Raw genomic sequence first — 15529 nt, 5'->3', positions numbered from 1 at the left:
AAATGATAGCTGCCAGCGCTTATTCTACAAGGGCTGGAGTACGATTTCTTATACAAACTCAACAATCGGCTGGTCCACCGCCAGGCTGTCGCCCTTGGCCGCCAGCAGCTTGCCCACCACGCCGTCAGCGGTTGCAAACAGCACGTTTTCCATCTTCATGGCTTCAATCACCGCCACGCGCTCACCAGCCACCACCTTTTGGCCGGGCGTCACCGCCACCTCCACCAGCAAGCCTGGCATCGGTGACAGCACATAGCGGCTCATGTCCGGCGGCGCCTTGTAGGGCATGAGGGCGTGCAATTCGGCAGCGCGCGGCAGCAGCACCATCACGTCGAGTTGCGTGCCATTGTGGATAACGCGAATCGCCAACGGCTTCTTGGGTGTGCCGCGCTCCACCTGGGCGCAAAAGTACACACCATTGCAAGTGCCCGACATGCGCACCTGGCCAAACTTTGAATCACTATGGATCTCATAGCATCTGTCGCGCACTTCTATTCGGCCAGAGCGCGCTTTGTCATCAAATTCGGTGAAGCGCAGCGGGTACGAGGTGCCATTGCCCTCCTGCCCCACGGTGACCACCACAAAGTCGTCGCCAATGCGCAACTCATGGCCTTCGAGCTGACCGGTGATTGCCTTGGAGCGGCTCAGGTAACGGCGGTTCACAAAGGCTGCCAACGCCACCAGAAACTCGATGTCGGTGTGCGGCACGTCTTCTGCACGGAAACCTTTGCCATAGTTCTCGGCAATGAAGCCGGTGTTGAAATCGCCGGCGACAAATTTGGGATGCGCCAACAGCGCCGCCTGGAACGGGATGTTGCTGGAGACGCCGCGAATCACAAAGCCGTTCAAGGCATCGCGCATCTTGGCAATCGCTTCCGAGCGGTCTTTGCCATGCACGATGAGCTTGGCGATCATCGAGTCGTAATACATCGGGATCTCGCCGCCGTCTTGCACACCGGTATCGACCCGCACGCCGTACCATTTCGACACGTCAGAGGCAAACATGGTTTCCAGCGGCGGCTGGAACTTGACCAGACGACCGGTGGACGGCAAAAAATTACGGAACGGGTCTTCGGCGTTGATGCGACATTCCATGGCCCAGCCGTCACGTTTGACATCGGCCTGCGTCAACGGCAGCGGCTCGCCTGCGGCCACGCGGATCATCAATTCCACCAGGTCCAAGCCGGTAATGCACTCGGTCACAGGGTGCTCCACCTGCAGGCGGGTGTTCATCTCCAAAAAGTAGAAGCTCTGGTCTTTGCCAACAACAAATTCCACCGTGCCCGCACTTTGATATTTGACCGCCTTAGCCAGCGCCACCGCCTGCTCGCCCATCGCTTGGCGAGTTTCGTCGCTGATGAAAGGGCTGGGCGCTTCCTCGATGACTTTCTGGTGGCGGCGCTGAATGGAGCATTCCCGCTCGTTCAGGTACAGCACATTGCCCTGGCTGTCACCAATAAGCTGGATTTCGATGTGACGCGGCTCTTCGACAAACTTCTCGATGAACACGCGGTCATCGCCAAAGCTGTTGCGCGCCTCATTCTTGCAACTGGTGAAGCCTTCCAGCGCTTCCTTGTCGTTGAACGCCACGCGCAGGCCCTTGCCACCGCCGCCGGCGCTGGCCTTGATCATGACGGGGTAACCAATGCCCTTGGCAATCTCAACCGCCTGCTCGGGCGTGTCGATGGCGTCATTCACGCCGGGAATGCAGTTCACACCGGCCGCACCGGCGAGCTTTTTGGACTCGATCTTGTCGCCCATGGCGGCAATTGAGTAGTGCTTGGGGCCGATAAAAACAATGCCCTCTTCTTCCACGCGCTTGGCAAACCCGGCGTTTTCGCTCAAGAAACCGTAGCCCGGGTGCACCGCTTGCGCGCCGGTCTGCTTGCAGGCAGCAATGATCTTGTCAGCCACCAAATAGCTCTCGCGGCTGGCGGGGGGGCCAATCAGCACCGCCTCGTCGGCGAGTTCCACATGGCGCGAATCGCGGTCAGCTTCGGAATACACCGCCACCGTCTTGATGCCCATCTTGCGAGCGGTGAGGATGACGCGGCAGGCGATCTCGCCGCGGTTAGCAATCAATATTTTTGTAAACATCATTTAGTCCAATTCAACTTTGCGTTTGATACGGAGGTGTCCTGCTCCAGCTAATAACAACACGCAACCGGCTTTACCGGGCCGCTGGTGTTGCCCCCTGCAAGGGGGATGGCTAAGCGACACGAAGTGCGCATAGCCTGGGGGTGTGCCACTGTTACAGAGGAATGTTGCCGTGCTTGCGCCACGGGTTTTCGATCTTTTTCTCGCGCAGCATGACCAGACTGCGGCAGATGCGCTTGCGCGTTTCGTGCGGCTGGATCACGTCGTCAATGAAGCCCCGCGCGCCGGCGACAAACGGATTGGTAAAGCGGGCCTTGTATTCGGCTTCTTTGGCGGCGAGCTTTTCTGGATTGCCCTTGTCTTCGCGGAAGATGATCTCCACTGCGCCCTTGGCACCCATCACCGCGATCTCGGCGTTCGGCCAGGCCAGGTTCACGTCACCGCGCAAGTGCTTGGAGCTCATCACGTCGTACGCACCGCCGTAGGCTTTGCGCGTGATCACGGTGATTTTGGGCACGGTGCATTCGGCGTAGGCGTAAAGCAGCTTGGCGCCGTGCTTGATGATGCCGCCGTATTCCTGCGCGGTGCCGGGCATGAAGCCGGGCACATCCACAAAGGTGATGACCGGGATGTTGAAAGCGTCACAAAAGCGCACAAAACGCGCAGCTTTGATGGCGCTTTTGATGTCAAGACAACCCGCCAGCACCAGCGGCTGATTCGCCACGATACCCACCGTGCGACCTTCCATGCGGCCAAAGCCGATGAGGATGTTTTTGGCGTACTCGGGTTGCAGCTCAAAAAAGTCACCGTCGTCCATGGTCTTGACGATCAGCTCTTTCATGTCGTAGGGCTTGTTGGCGGTGTCGGGCACCAGCGTGTCTAGGCTGAAGTCTTGCCGGTCTGCCGGGTCACCGCTCTTGCGCACCGGCGGCTTCTCGCGGTTGTTCAGCGGAAGATAGTTGTACAGGCGGCGCAGCAACAGCAGCGCTTCCACATCGTTCTCGAACGCCAGATCAGCCACGCCGCTTCTGGTGGTGTGACTGATGGCGCCGCCGAGTTGTTCGGCGCTGACGTCTTCATGCGTGACGGTTTTGACCACTTCGGGGCCGGTCACAAACATGTAGCTTGAATCTTTGACCATGAAAATGAAATCGGTCATGGCAGGTGAATACACCGCACCACCCGCACACGGCCCCATGATCATGCTGATTTGCGGAATCACGCCGCTGGCCATCACATTGCGCTGGAAGACGTCGGCGTAGCCGCCCAAAGACGCTACACCTTCTTGAATACGCGCGCCGCCGGAGTCATTCAGGCCGATCACCGGCGCGCCAACTTTCATCGCCTGGTCCATGATCTTGCAAATTTTCTCCGCATGGGCTTCCGACAAAGCGCCGCCAAAAACGGTGAAGTCTTGGCTGAAGACAAACACCAAGCGCCCGCTGATCATGCCGTAGCCGGTGACCACGCCGTCACCGGGGATCTTGTTGTTTTGCATGCCAAAATCAACGCAGCGGTGCTCGACGAACATGTCCCACTCTTCAAACGTGCCTTCGTCCAGCAGCATTTCGATGCGCTCGCGGGCAGTAAGTTTGCCTTTTTTGTGCTGCGCGTCGATACGGTTTTGGCCACCGCCCAAACGGGCGAGTTCGCGCTTTTTATCTAACAAGGCGATGATGTCGTGCATGGTTCTTTCTTTCCTGAGTCAATGTTTCAATGGATTCAATTTACTTAAATTTATAGCTACTCACGCTTACTGCGTCTGGGCTAGAAGCATATTTCGTGCTGCAGTGGAGGCCGCCAAGCGCCCCTGCAATACATCCTGAGTGAGCTGCGGCAGCAGCGCCTGCACAGAGGGGTGCTGGCGAAACGCCTGCTTCAGCCCGGCGTCAATGCGCTCCCACATCCAAGCCAACGCCTGGTTTTGGCGGCGCGCTTGCCACTTGCCATTGCCGGTCTGGAGCGCCTGAAATTCCAGCACCTTGCTCCAGAAGGCTGCCACACCCGTGCCTTGCAGGGCACTGATCTGAATAACTTGCGGGTGCCAGAACGCCTCGTTGTGGTGGGCGTTGTCAGAGTTGCCGTGCAGGCCAAGAAGGCGCAGGCTGGAGGTGATTTGCAGTTGCGCGCGCATGGCCGCGTCCGGGTTGAGGTCGGCCTTGTTGATCGCCACCAGATCGGCCAGTTCCATCACGCCTTTTTTAATGGCTTGCAGTTCATCGCCAGCGTTGGGGAGTTGCAGCAATACAAACATGTCGGTCATGCTGGAAACGGCGGTCTCTGACTGGCCTACACCCACCGTCTCAACAATCACCACGTCATACCCCGCCGCCTCACACACGAGCATGGCCTCACGGGTTTTTTCGGCCACACCGCCCAGGTTGCAGCTGCTCGGGCTCGGGCGAATGTAGGCCTCTTGACGCATGGACAAAAGCTCCATGCGCGTTTTATCGCCCAGGATGCTGCCACCGCTGACGCTGGATGACGGGTCCACCGCGAGCACCGCGACCCGGTGCCTGTGCTTGATGAGATACAGCCCCAGGGCCTCAATGAAGGTACTTTTACCAACACCTGGTACGCCACTGATGCCGAGCCGAAACGCGCTGCCCGTGTGTGGCAATAACGCCGTCAGCAGCTCATCTGCCTGATGGCGGTGGTCGGTGCGGGTGGATTCCAACAAAGTAATGGCTTTGGCCATGGCACGGCGCTGAACGGCCGCAGACCCTCGAACGATGGATTCAAGCATCAGGTAACCCCAAGGAGCCAACCTCTGGCTGAACGTTTTCTGGGTCGCCGCACCGCCTGAATAGACTCGGTGCTGGCCACTTTTGCGCCGCTAAAGTGGGTGACGGTGGACATCGACTAATTCCCTCCAATTGGCACAAATCAACGATGTACCACACCAAGAAATCGCGTCAGGCTCCAGCAAGCGCCTTCTTGATCTGCTCCAGCACATCTTTGGCACTGGCCGGAATTGGCGTACCCGGACCGTAAATACCTTTGACACCAGCCTCGTACAGTTGGTCATAGTCTTGACGCGGAATCACGCCGCCGACAAATACCACGATGTCGTCCGACCCTTGCTTCTTCAGCTCAGCAATGATGGCCGGCACCAGCGTCTTGTGGCCCGCGGCAAGTGTGCTGACCCCCACCGCGTGCACGTCGTTTTCAATCGCTTGGCGCGCGCATTCTTCGGGCGTCTGAAACAACGGGCCAATGTCCACGTCAAAACCCAGGTCAGCAAAGGCGGTGGACACCACCTTGGCACCACGGTCATGACCGTCTTGGCCCAGCTTGGCAATCATCACCCGCGGACGGCGGCCCTGGACCTGGGCAAATTCGGCAATCTCGGCGGTGAGCTTTTCCCAGCCCTCGGCACTGTCATAAGCGGCTGCATACACACCGGTCACCTTTTGTGTATCGGCGCGATGGCGGCCGAATGTTTTTTCCAAAGCGTCACTGATTTCACCCACAGTGGCACGGGCGCGGATGGCTTTGATCGCCAAATCCAGAAAATTACCTGTGCCCGTTTGCGCTGCGTTTTCAAGAGCAGCCAAGGCTTGCTCTACAAGCGCTGAATCGCGGCTTTGCTTGATATTGTTGAGGCGCGCAATTTGTGAATCACGCACCGCCACGTTGTCGATGTCGCGTGTTTCGATCGCGTCTTCAGTCTTGAGCTTGTACTTATTGACGCCGACGATCACGTCTTTGCCAGAGTCAATGCGGGCCTGCTTCTGAGCTGCTGCGGCTTCAATCTTGAGCTTCGCCCAGCCAGAATCCACCGCCTTGGTCATGCCACCCATGGCCTCAACTTCTTCGATGATGGCCCAGGCGGCGTCCGCCATGTCTTGGGTCAGCTTTTCCATCATGTAGCTGCCGGCCCAGGGGTCGATCACGCTGGTGATGTGGGTTTCTTCCTGAATGATCAGTTGCGTGTTGCGGGCTATCCGGCTGGAGAACTCGGTCGGCAACGCAATGGCTTCGTCAAAGCTGTTGGTGTGCAGGCTTTGGGTGCCGCCAAATACAGCGGCCATGGCTTCGATGGTAGTGCGCACGACGTTGTTGTAGGGGTCTTGCTCGGTCAAGCTCCAGCCACTGGTCTGGCAGTGGGTGCGCAACATGAGAGATTTGGGTTTCTTGGCGTTGAAGCCTTTCATAATGCGGCACCACAACAGACGTGCCGCACGCATCTTGGCCACTTCCAGGTAGAAGTTCATGCCAATCGCCCAGAAAAAACTCAGTCGGCCTGCAAACCCGTCCACATCCATGCCCTTGGCGATGGCGGTTTTGACGTATTCCTTGCCATCGGCCAGGGTGAATGCCAACTCCAGCGCCTGGTTAGCTCCAGCTTCTTGCATGTGGTAGCCCGAAATGCTGATCGAGTTGAACTTCGGCATGTTTTTAGCCGTGTACTCGATGATGTCGCCAATGATTTTCATCGATGGCTCGGGTGGGTAGATGTAGGTGTTGCGCACCATGAACTCTTTCAGAATGTCGTTCTGAATAGTTCCTGAGAGCTGGTCTTGCGAGACGCCCTGCTCTTCGGCGGCCACCACATAGCCCGCCAGCACTGGCAACACCGCGCCATTCATGGTCATGGAAACGCTGACCTTGTCCAGCGGGATTTGGTCGAACAGAATCTTCATGTCTTCGACCGAATCAATCGCCACGCCAGCTTTGCCTACGTCGCCGGTCACGCGCGGGTGGTCAGAGTCGTAGCCACGGTGGGTAGCCAAATCAAAGGCCACGCTGACCCCCTGTCCGCCTGCCGCCAGCGCCTTACGGTAAAACGCGTTGGACTCTTCAGCGGTGGAGAAGCCTGCATACTGCCGAATGGTCCACGGGCGCACCGAATACATCGTGGCTTGCGGGCCGCGCAGATAGGGCTCGAAACCCGGCAAGGTGTTGGTGAACTGCAGGTCTTGGGTGTCTTCAGCGGTGTACAGCGGCTTGACGGTGATGCCGTCAGGGGTTTGCCAGTTCAGCGCGTCCGGATTACCGTTGGGCGCTGACTTGGCAGCTGCTTTGGCCCAGGCCTGAAGGTCTGCGGGTTGGAATTCGGGAGAGTTTGAGGTCATGCGATGGTCGCTCCAATCAGTGGTTCAAACGGTACACCGTCATTGCACATCATGCAACAACGCGTTGAGCACAGCCTACTGAGTTTACGTTATTCATAATTATTGATTCAGAAAGTTCCTCTCAACTTACAATTTCAGGCATGCCCGCACTATCACTCGCACCTCGCGCACTCTACGAAGAAGCCGCTGAGTTGCTGCGTCAGCGCATTTTCAGCCATGAACTGGCGCCGGGGAGCTGGATTGATGAGTTGAAGATCGCGCAAGACTACGGCATCAGCCGCACGCCTTTGCGCGAAGCGCTGAAAGTGCTGGCGACCGAGGGCTTGGTCACGATGAAAGTGCGCCGAGGTGCCTACGTGACCGAGGTCTCCAAGCGTGATCTGGAAGATGTTTACCATTTGCTGGGGCTGCTTGAATCAGATGCTGCGGGAAGAGTGGCGCAAAATGCCACCGATCTGCAAATGAGGCAACTGCAGGAGCTTCACGCAGCATTGGAGCGTTCAGCTCAGCCGGCGCAATTCAACCGTGAGCAGTTTTTTTTAGCCAACGAGCAATTTCACATGCTGCTGCTGGTCGTAGCGGACAACCGCTGGCGCAATCAGATGGTGGCAGATTTACGTAAGGTGATGAAACTCAACCGCCACAACTCACTATTGAAATCCGGCCGGGTAGAAGAATCGCTCAAAGAGCACAGCGCCTTGATGGCTGCCCTGCTGGCCCGAGACGCGGCACTATCGCAGCAGTGCATGCTGAAACATTTTCAAAACGGTCTGGAAGCTGCTGACTGATGTCTGCGACAGTTTGGGCACCAGAAGAACTGGCCTGCCCGGAGGGGATCGAACCCCCGACCCACAGCTTAGAAGGCTGTTGCTCTATCCAACTGAGCTACGGGCAGAGATCACGAGAAATTGATGGTCGGGGCGAAAGGATTCGAACCTTCGACCCTCTGGTCCCAAACCAGATGCGCTACCAGGCTGCGCTACGCCCCGACTCCCACATTGTAATGGCTCGCGGCTGGCTTTTCGCTGCGCTGACCTCTCCTTGTAAAGCTCAGATCGAATTTTTTGCCGTCAGACCAACAATCTTGATCCCAGCACAGCCCGGCCGGATACTCCCGCATACCGCATGAACCCTGACCACGCTCCTTTGCCCTGGCTAGAGCCCGGCGACACTTTCCCAAGTACCCATCAGGCTTGGGGCGCCAGTTCAGACGCTCCGGGTTTGTTATGCGCTGGCGGAGATTTGTCGGTAAATACGCTGCAGAACGCTTACCGAGCAGGTGTATTCCCATGGTTCAGCGCCGGACAACCCGTGTTGTGGTGGAGCCCTGACCCAAGAATGGTGTTGAACCCGTCGCACCTTCGCTTGCATCCGTCGCTGAAAAAGCGTGTAAAAAAATTCGTTCGTTCGCCCAACTGCGAGATTCGAGTGGACTCGGCGTTCGAGGCAGTTGTAGGCGCTTGTGCCGCAAGCGACCGCCCTGGCCAGTCGGGAACCTGGATCGTGCCAGAGATGATGCAGGCCTATAGCCAACTGCATCAGGCTGGTTTGGCGCACAGTGTGGAGACTTGGGTGAATGGTCAACTGGTGGGTGGCTTGTATTTTGTGGCCCTAGGGCGTGCAGTGTTCGGGGAGTCGATGTTTCACCAAGCGACAGATGCCTCGAAAATTGCGCTGGCAGCTTTGGTCGCCATGTGCCGCACTTTTGGGGTACCCCAGATTGACTGTCAACAAAACACCCAGCACTTAGCCTCAATGGGCGCAACAGAATTGCCACGCGCACTGTTTGTCGAACGGGTCACCGGGGCACTGCGCCAGAGCACTCCTGATTGGGATTTCTCACCCGTATACTGGAATGCCATTCTGACCCCCACAACTGCTGCCACGTGAACCATTCCGAGCGATTTGTCACAGATATCCAGTACTACTCAACCGCCCAGTACCCTTGCAGTTACCTGGCCGGACAACTGGCGCGTTCGCAAGTAGCCGCCCCCACCGAATCTATCGATGCAGCGAACTATGACGTGCTGATCCGGCACGGGTTCAGGCGAAGCGGCTCGTTTGTCTACCGCCCACAGTGCGAAGGCTGTCAGGCCTGCCTGTCGATTCGGCTGCCTGTAGCGGACTTTCAAACCAACCGAAGCCAGAAACGCGCCTGGGCGAAACACGCCGCACTCACCTCCACGGTGATGGAGCCCAGATTTTTTCGTGAGCATTACGAGTTGTACCAGCGTTATCAAAGATCTCGCCATGCCGGTGGCGGTATGGACGTAGACGACGAGACACAGTACACCGATTTTCTGGTGCGCAGCAATGTCCGTTCCTGGATGGTTGAGTTTCGCGAGCCCTCGATCAACCAGGCAGCTGGCGAGCTCCGGATGGTCTCGATCATCGACCAGCTCAAAGACGGTCTTTCAGCGGTTTACACGTTTTACACCCCTGAATCAGGACAGAACTTGGGCACCTTCAATGTGCTCTGGCAGATTCAGCAGGCTCGTGAACACGGGCTAAAGCACTTGTATTTAGGTTATTGGATCCAAGACTGCCAAAAAATGGCCTATAAAGCGCTGTTCAAACCCTATGAACTCATGCTGAACGGAACCTGGCGGCCAATGTCAAAAATTTCATAAGGTAAAATCTGCGGATACATTTGTAGGAAGTTGTATGCGAAAAGCAGATCCGGGAGTTCCACCGATACCCACCGTTCAGGTCATCGAGAGAATGTTCACTTTGGTCGATATTCTGGCCTCTCGGGAAGATGCCATGTCACTCAAGGAGATCAGTGACAAAGCGGGTTTGCACGCCTCCACCGCGCACCGAATCCTCAACGACCTGGTCACCGGCCGCTTTGTAGATCGGCCGCAGGCGGGAAATTACCGCCTTGGCATGCGTCTTCTGGAGTTGGGAAACCTGGTCAAAAACCGGCTCAGTGTCCGTGACGCTGCCTTGGATCCGATGCGCGAGTTGCACCGCATCACCCAGCAACCCGTCAATCTGAGTATGCGCCAAGGCGACGAAATTGTGTATGTGGAACGCGCCTACAGCGAGCGCTCAGGCATGCAGGTGATTCGAGCGATTGGCGGCAGGGCGCCATTGCACCTGACATCTGTAGGCAAACTCTTTCTGGCTTCGGATGAACCACAAAAAATTCGCAGCTATGCCACACGGACCGGTCTGAGCGGGCATACCAAAAATAGCTTGACACAACTGCCTGCGCTGGAAAAAGAGTTGGCCAAAGTTCGCCGGGAAACCTACGCCACAGACAACGAAGAGCTTGAGTTAGGGGTACGTTGTATGGCTGCTGGCATTTTTGACGATCAAGGGAAACTGGTGGCCGGCCTGTCTATCTCGGCACCAGCCAGTCGACTCGACGAGGCTTGGCTACCAAAATTGATGGCAACTGCTGCAGAAATTTCAAGTCATTTAGGCCATCAGCAGCACTGAACCGCTGGCTGGCACACTGCGCCAGTCTTAAAACCTAGCGCGAATCATCCGCCAGTCAAGCCATGGATGGTCTTGGCGGAAACCGCGTTGTCGGTCGTTTCGAGCCAATGACGAACACGTTCAGCGTCACCCAGACGACTCAATTTTCCCGCCGAGTCCAGAAAAACCATGATCAGATTGCGGCCCGCCACACTGGCTTGCATGACAAGGCAACGTCCAGCCTCGGAGATGTAGCCGGTTTTTTGCAGACCAATATCCCAAGTTGGGTTCTTCACCAAACGGTTGGTATTGTTGAACTGCAGCATCCGATTGCCCACCTCTAGTTCGTAGCCGTGCGAGGTCGTCAGGTCACGCAGCAGGGGATACTGATGTGCAACATTCACCAACTTAACCAGATCATGCGCGCTGGAACGGTTGCTGCTGGACAAGCCTGTCGGCTCCACATAAACCGTGTGGGCCATGCCCAAGATGCGGGCCTTGAGATTCATCTGAGCCACAAAAGCAGTCATGCCACCCGGAGCAGTCCTGGCAAGTGCGTGTGCAGCCCGGTTTTCACTGGACATCAAGGCCAGATGCATCAACTCACCCCTGGTGAGACTGCTGCCAACTCGCAAACGCGACCTGCTGCCCTTTTCGGTGTCCACATCCTCCGAGGTGATCTTGATCACCTCGTCCATGGGTAACTGCGCTTCGCTGATCACCAGACCGGTCATCAATTTGGTCAATGACGCGATGGGCAACACAGCGTTGTCATTTTTGCTGTAAAGCACTTCATTGGTTTGTTGATCAACGACCAGAGCCACACTTGATCGAAGGTTTAAAGCATCGTAAGCGGCGTGCAAACCAGCCATCTGCCCAAACGACGGCTTTGCCGCTATAACCGGCGCCCGGGTTGAAGCTTTCTTGCGCGAAGAAGCCACTACAGCGCGGCGTTTTGCTTTCACCACAACCTTTTTGGACTTTACCGTGTGTGCCTTGGCGATATAGGTTTTGGCAACGCGGCCCTTGCCGGTCGCCGCATGTGAGGCGGAAAGAGGCACCAATGCCAAAGAGACGAACATACTCACCAGACAAATTAGGCCGCGTGACTTTATGCCGAATACGCCTTGCAGATAAGTTGTCATAACCAGGGCTCCTAACCGCGCTATACCGAAGTGTCAAGTTTAAGCTGAAAAGTCTCGCAGTAACAAGTACTTGCGAGACTTTCTTAAACCTTTTAGATGAACTTAGCCCTGCGCCGCAACCCTTTCTGTCTGGCTGAAAAGTTTATTCAACGCACTCAGGTAGGCTTTCGCCGAGGCCACCACAATGTCTGGGTCAGCGCCCACGCCATTGACGACCCGACCACTGTTTTGCAGGCGCACCGTCACCTCACCCTGGCTCTCGGTGGAGCCGCTGATAGCGTTGACCGAGTACAGCACCATTTCGGCACCGCTTTTGACGTTCGCCTCAATCGCTTTGAGCGACGCATCCACCGGACCGTTTCCATTGGACTGACCGGTGACCTCCTTCCCGTCGATGGTCATGATCACGGTCGCGTGTGGCATTTCACCCGTCTCGCTGTGTTGTGACAGGGAGACTAAACCATAGCGATCATGACTGTGGGCAAGGTTTTCCTCACTGACCAGCGCCAGAATGTCTTCGTCGAAAATCTCACTCTTGCGGTCAGCCAAGTCCTTGAACTTGATGAATGCGTTATTGATTTCAGACTCGCTGTCCATCGTCACGCCCAGTTCTTGCAAGCGCAGTTTGAAGGCATTGCGACCGCTCAGCTTGCCCATCACGATCTTGTTGTTGCTCCAGCCCACGTCTTCCGCGCGCATGATTTCGTAGGTGTCGCGCGCCTTGAGCACGCCATCCTGGTGGATGCCAGAGGCATGCGCAAAGGCATTGGCCCCGACGACGGCTTTGTTGGGCTGGACCACAAAACCCGTGGTTTGGCTGACGAGACGGCTGGCGGCCAGGATGTGTTTGGTGTCAATACCCAGGTCCAGATCAAAGTAGTCCTTACGCGTCTTGACCGCCATCACAATTTCTTCCATCGCGCAGTTGCCAGCGCGCTCACCCAGGCCATTGATAGTGCACTCAACTTGGCGCGCACCACCAATCTTCACGCCTGCTAGGGAGTTAGCCACGGCCATGCCCAGGTCGTTGTGGCAATGCACCGACCAGATGGCCTTGTCACTGTTGGGAATGCGCTCACGAAGGTCTTTGATGAAGTTGCCATACAACTCGGGAATAGCATAACCCACGGTGTCTGGCACGTTGATGGTGGTGGCACCTTCGTTGATCACCGCTTCGAACACACGACACAAAAAGTCCGGATCAGAACGGTAGGCATCTTCGGCACTGAATTCAATATCGGCCATCAGGTTACGCGCAAAACGCACCGACATCTTCGATTGCTCAAACACTTGGTCCGGCGTCATGCGCAGCTTTTTTTCCATATGCAGCGGGCTGGTGGCCAAAAACAAATGCAGGCGACCGGAGTTGGCAGGCTTGAGCGCCTCTGCAGCGCGTGAAATATCGCGGTCACTGGCGCGTGCCAAAGAGCACACGGTGGAATCTTTAATCACTTCAGCGATGGCTTTGATGCACTCAAAGTCACCATTGGAACTGGCAGCAAAACCAGCTTCAATCACGTCCACTTTCAGGCGCTCGAGCTGGCGGGCGATGCGCAGTTTTTCGTCACGGGTCATGGAGGCGCCCGGGGATTGCTCGCCATCGCGCAATGTGGTGTCGAAAATCACTAACTTATCAGACATGTCATCACTCCTAATATCTCTGTGAATTCGCAATCAGAATTTGTTCATGCCAACAAAAAAGCCCGTTGCGAATGGCATACGGGCTTCTCGGGGTTGCGATGCACTCAGGCGTTAACAACTCCACCCGTTGGGTGTCAGTAGTAGGGCTAGGGATTGAATCTGCACGAACAAAATATACCACATGTCCAACACCCAACTAATCGTGAAGTCCACGTTCTTCCGGCTCTTGGGTCGATGTGCTGATGACACTTGTCGGGATGCCTTTGGCCTTACGCCAGAAGTAAATCGCATAGCCGCTTAACCCGTAAACCACAAAAATACCGAACAGCACAGTTGGCGGGTCAATGTTGATCAGCGCGATGGCAATGGCTATCAGCACAATCACCACAAATGGGACGCTGCGTTTCATGCGCACGTCTTTGAAGCTGTAAAACGGCACATTGGTGACCATCGTCAAACCAGCGTACAGCGCCACAACGAACATAGGCCAAGCCAGGCTGCTGCCAGAAACCCCCATATCGGTAGCCACCCAGATGAATCCAGCGATCAAAGCAGCGGCCGCTGGTGAAGGTAAGCCCTGGAAGTAACGCTTGTCCACTACAGCCGTGTTGACATTGAAACGGGCCAGGCGTAAAGCAGCGCAAGCACAATAAACAAACGCCGCCAGCCAGCCCCAGCGTCCCAGCCCCTTGAGCGCCCAGACATAACTGATCAGCGCAGGTGCAGCGCCAAAAGACACCATGTCCGACAACGAGTCCATTTGCTCGCCAAACGCACTTTGCGTGTTGGTCATGCGAGCTACCCGGCCGTCCAGACTGTCCAGAATCATGGCGCAAAACACGCCAATCGCTGCGAGCTCAAAACGCCCATTGATCGCCATCACGATGGCATAGAAACCGCCAAACAAGGCTGCCAGAGTGAACAGATTGGGTAAAACATAAATGCCTTTGCGTCGCCTTTTGAGCGGTGCTTCAAGCTCGGCAAAATCAGAGTTGTTAGATTCATCCATTCCGGCGGCCTTTTGAGTCAAACCATAATAACAAAAGGCCACCGAGGTGGCCTTTTGCATGAACTGGCGGCAACTTAATTGCGGGTCTGGTCCACCAGCTTGTTTTTCGCGATCCAAGGCATCATGGCGCGAAGCTGGGCACCAACGATTTCGATTTGGTGATCAGCCGTGTTACGGCGGCGCGCGGTCATGCTGGGGTAGCCGGTTCGGCCTTCCAGAATGAACATTTTGGCGTAATCACCATTTTGGATGCGCTTGAGAGCGTTGCGCATGGCTTCGCGGCTTTGGGCGTTGATGACTTCAGGGCCAGTCACGTATTCGCCATATTCGGCGTTGTTCGAGATCGAATAGTTCATGTTGGCGATACCACCTTCATAAATCAGGTCGACAATGAGTTTCAGCTCATGCAGGCACTCGAAATAGGCCATTTCGGGCGCGTATCCAGCTTCCACCAGGGTCTCATAGCCCATTTTGATCAACTCAACCGCGCCACCGCACAACACGGCTTGTTCGCCAAACAGATCGGTCTCGGTTTCTTCCTTGAAATTAGTCTCGATGATGCCAGCCTTGCCGCCACCATTGGCCATGGCATAGGACAGGGCCAGATCGCGCGCCTTGCCGCTCTTGTCCTGGTGCACCGCAATCAGGTGGGGCACGCCACCACCCTGCGTATAAGTATTGCGCACCGTGTGGCCAGGGGCCTTGGGCGCGACCATCCACACGTCCAGATCGGCGCGTGGCACGACTTGGTTGTAGTGCACGTTGAAGCCGTGCGCGAACACCAGTGAAGCACCTGAATTTATATTGGGGGCTATGTTGTTGGTGTAGACCTCAGAGATTTGCTCATCCGGCAGCAGAATCATCACTACATCGGCGATCTTGACTGCGTCGTTGACTTCCATCACGTTCAGGCCAGCCTTGCCGACCTTGTCCCATGAAGCGCCACCTTTGCGCAGACCAACCACGACTTTGACGCCGCTGTCGTTCAAATTTTGTGCGTGCGCATGACCTTGGCTGCCATAGCCAATGATGGCAACGGTTTTGCCCTTGATCAGACTCAGATCACAATCTTTATCGTAAAAAACTTTCATCTATCTCTCCGTTATAAAAAAGCTAATAAATTTGTGGGACAGACC

Annotated in this window: 12 protein-coding genes and 2 tRNA genes; 4 read left to right on the top strand and 10 right to left on the bottom strand. The window is 56.1% G+C overall.

All coding sequences use genetic code 11. From position 1 onward, the window contains the following. Window positions 1–48: 48 nt before the first annotated feature. From BLL52_RS13390 to scpA, 4 genes are all read right to left on the bottom strand, one after another. Window positions 49–2097, bottom strand: a complete 2049-nt coding sequence (locus tag BLL52_RS13390) for an acetyl-CoA carboxylase biotin carboxylase subunit (RefSeq protein ID WP_075587267.1) — start codon at window positions 2095–2097, stop codon at window positions 49–51. Between the two features lie 154 nt (window positions 2098–2251). Then, window positions 2252–3784, bottom strand: coding sequence for an acyl-CoA carboxylase subunit beta (locus tag BLL52_RS13385; protein ID WP_075587085.1), 1533 nt, complete (start codon window positions 3782–3784; stop codon window positions 2252–2254). Window positions 3785–3850: 66 nt separating this feature from the next. Next, window positions 3851–4843: a methylmalonyl Co-A mutase-associated GTPase MeaB gene (gene meaB / locus BLL52_RS13380; RefSeq protein ID WP_075587084.1), complete on the bottom strand. Its 993-nt coding sequence runs from the start codon at window positions 4841–4843 to the stop codon at window positions 3851–3853. A gap of 169 nt (window positions 4844–5012) precedes the next feature. After that, window positions 5013–7175: a methylmalonyl-CoA mutase gene (gene scpA, locus BLL52_RS13375; protein ID WP_075587083.1), complete on the bottom strand. Its 2163-nt coding sequence runs from the start codon at window positions 7173–7175 to the stop codon at window positions 5013–5015. Window positions 7176–7315: 140 nt separating this feature from the next. Here scpA and BLL52_RS13370 point away from each other — a divergent pair, with 140 nt between their 5' ends. Further along, entirely contained in the window at window positions 7316–7963 is a 648-nt protein-coding gene (locus BLL52_RS13370; RefSeq protein WP_075587082.1) for a GntR family transcriptional regulator, read from the top strand. Between the two features lie 30 nt (window positions 7964–7993). Here BLL52_RS13370 and BLL52_RS13365 read toward each other — a convergent pair. Together BLL52_RS13365 and BLL52_RS13360 are read right to left on the bottom strand one after the other, a co-directional pair. Continuing rightward, window positions 7994–8070 (bottom strand) — tRNA-Arg (locus BLL52_RS13365). Window positions 8071–8087: 17 nt separating this feature from the next. Next, window positions 8088–8164 (bottom strand) — tRNA-Pro (locus BLL52_RS13360). A gap of 136 nt (window positions 8165–8300) precedes the next feature. Here BLL52_RS13360 and aat point away from each other — a divergent pair. Genes aat through BLL52_RS13345 form a run of 3 tightly spaced genes read left to right on the top strand, consistent with a single transcriptional unit; the run spans window position 8301 to window position 10619 of the window. Then, window positions 8301–9065, top strand: coding sequence for a leucyl/phenylalanyl-tRNA--protein transferase (gene aat / locus BLL52_RS13355; protein ID WP_075587081.1), 765 nt, complete (start codon window positions 8301–8303; stop codon window positions 9063–9065). Next, the gene (locus BLL52_RS13350; RefSeq protein ID WP_075587080.1) at window positions 9062–9805 is read left to right on the top strand and encodes an arginyltransferase; all 744 of its coding nucleotides are present in this window, start codon (window positions 9062–9064) and stop codon (window positions 9803–9805) included. The genes aat and BLL52_RS13350 overlap by 4 nt, the downstream gene beginning before the upstream one ends. A gap of 34 nt (window positions 9806–9839) precedes the next feature. Next, complete coding sequence (locus BLL52_RS13345) at window positions 9840–10619, top strand: IclR family transcriptional regulator (protein WP_075587079.1); 780 nt, start codon at window positions 9840–9842, stop codon at window positions 10617–10619. A 44-nt stretch (window positions 10620–10663) separates the two neighbouring features. On the opposite strand, the gene pbpG is transcribed toward BLL52_RS13345, so the two are convergent. From pbpG to ilvC, 4 genes are all read right to left on the bottom strand, one after another. Then, complete coding sequence (gene pbpG / locus BLL52_RS13340; RefSeq protein ID WP_406681809.1) at window positions 10664–11743, bottom strand: D-alanyl-D-alanine endopeptidase; 1080 nt, start codon at window positions 11741–11743, stop codon at window positions 10664–10666. A gap of 102 nt (window positions 11744–11845) precedes the next feature. Next, window positions 11846–13384: a 2-isopropylmalate synthase gene (locus tag BLL52_RS13335; protein WP_075587077.1), complete on the bottom strand. Its 1539-nt coding sequence runs from the start codon at window positions 13382–13384 to the stop codon at window positions 11846–11848. Between the two features lie 196 nt (window positions 13385–13580). Further along, complete coding sequence (gene pssA / locus BLL52_RS13330; RefSeq protein ID WP_075587266.1) at window positions 13581–14393, bottom strand: CDP-diacylglycerol--serine O-phosphatidyltransferase; 813 nt, start codon at window positions 14391–14393, stop codon at window positions 13581–13583. Window positions 14394–14467: 74 nt separating this feature from the next. Then, on the bottom strand, window positions 14468–15484 hold the full coding sequence (ilvC, locus tag BLL52_RS13325; protein WP_075587076.1) for a ketol-acid reductoisomerase: 1017 nt from the start codon (window positions 15482–15484) through the stop codon (window positions 14468–14470). Window positions 15485–15529 lie beyond the last annotated feature (45 nt).

Source organism: Rhodoferax antarcticus ANT.BR, from assembly GCF_001938565.1.
In the GTDB taxonomy this organism is placed as follows: domain Bacteria; phylum Pseudomonadota; class Gammaproteobacteria; order Burkholderiales; family Burkholderiaceae_C; genus Rhodoferax; species Rhodoferax antarcticus.
This window is presented reverse-complemented; position numbering and strand designations above follow the sequence as displayed.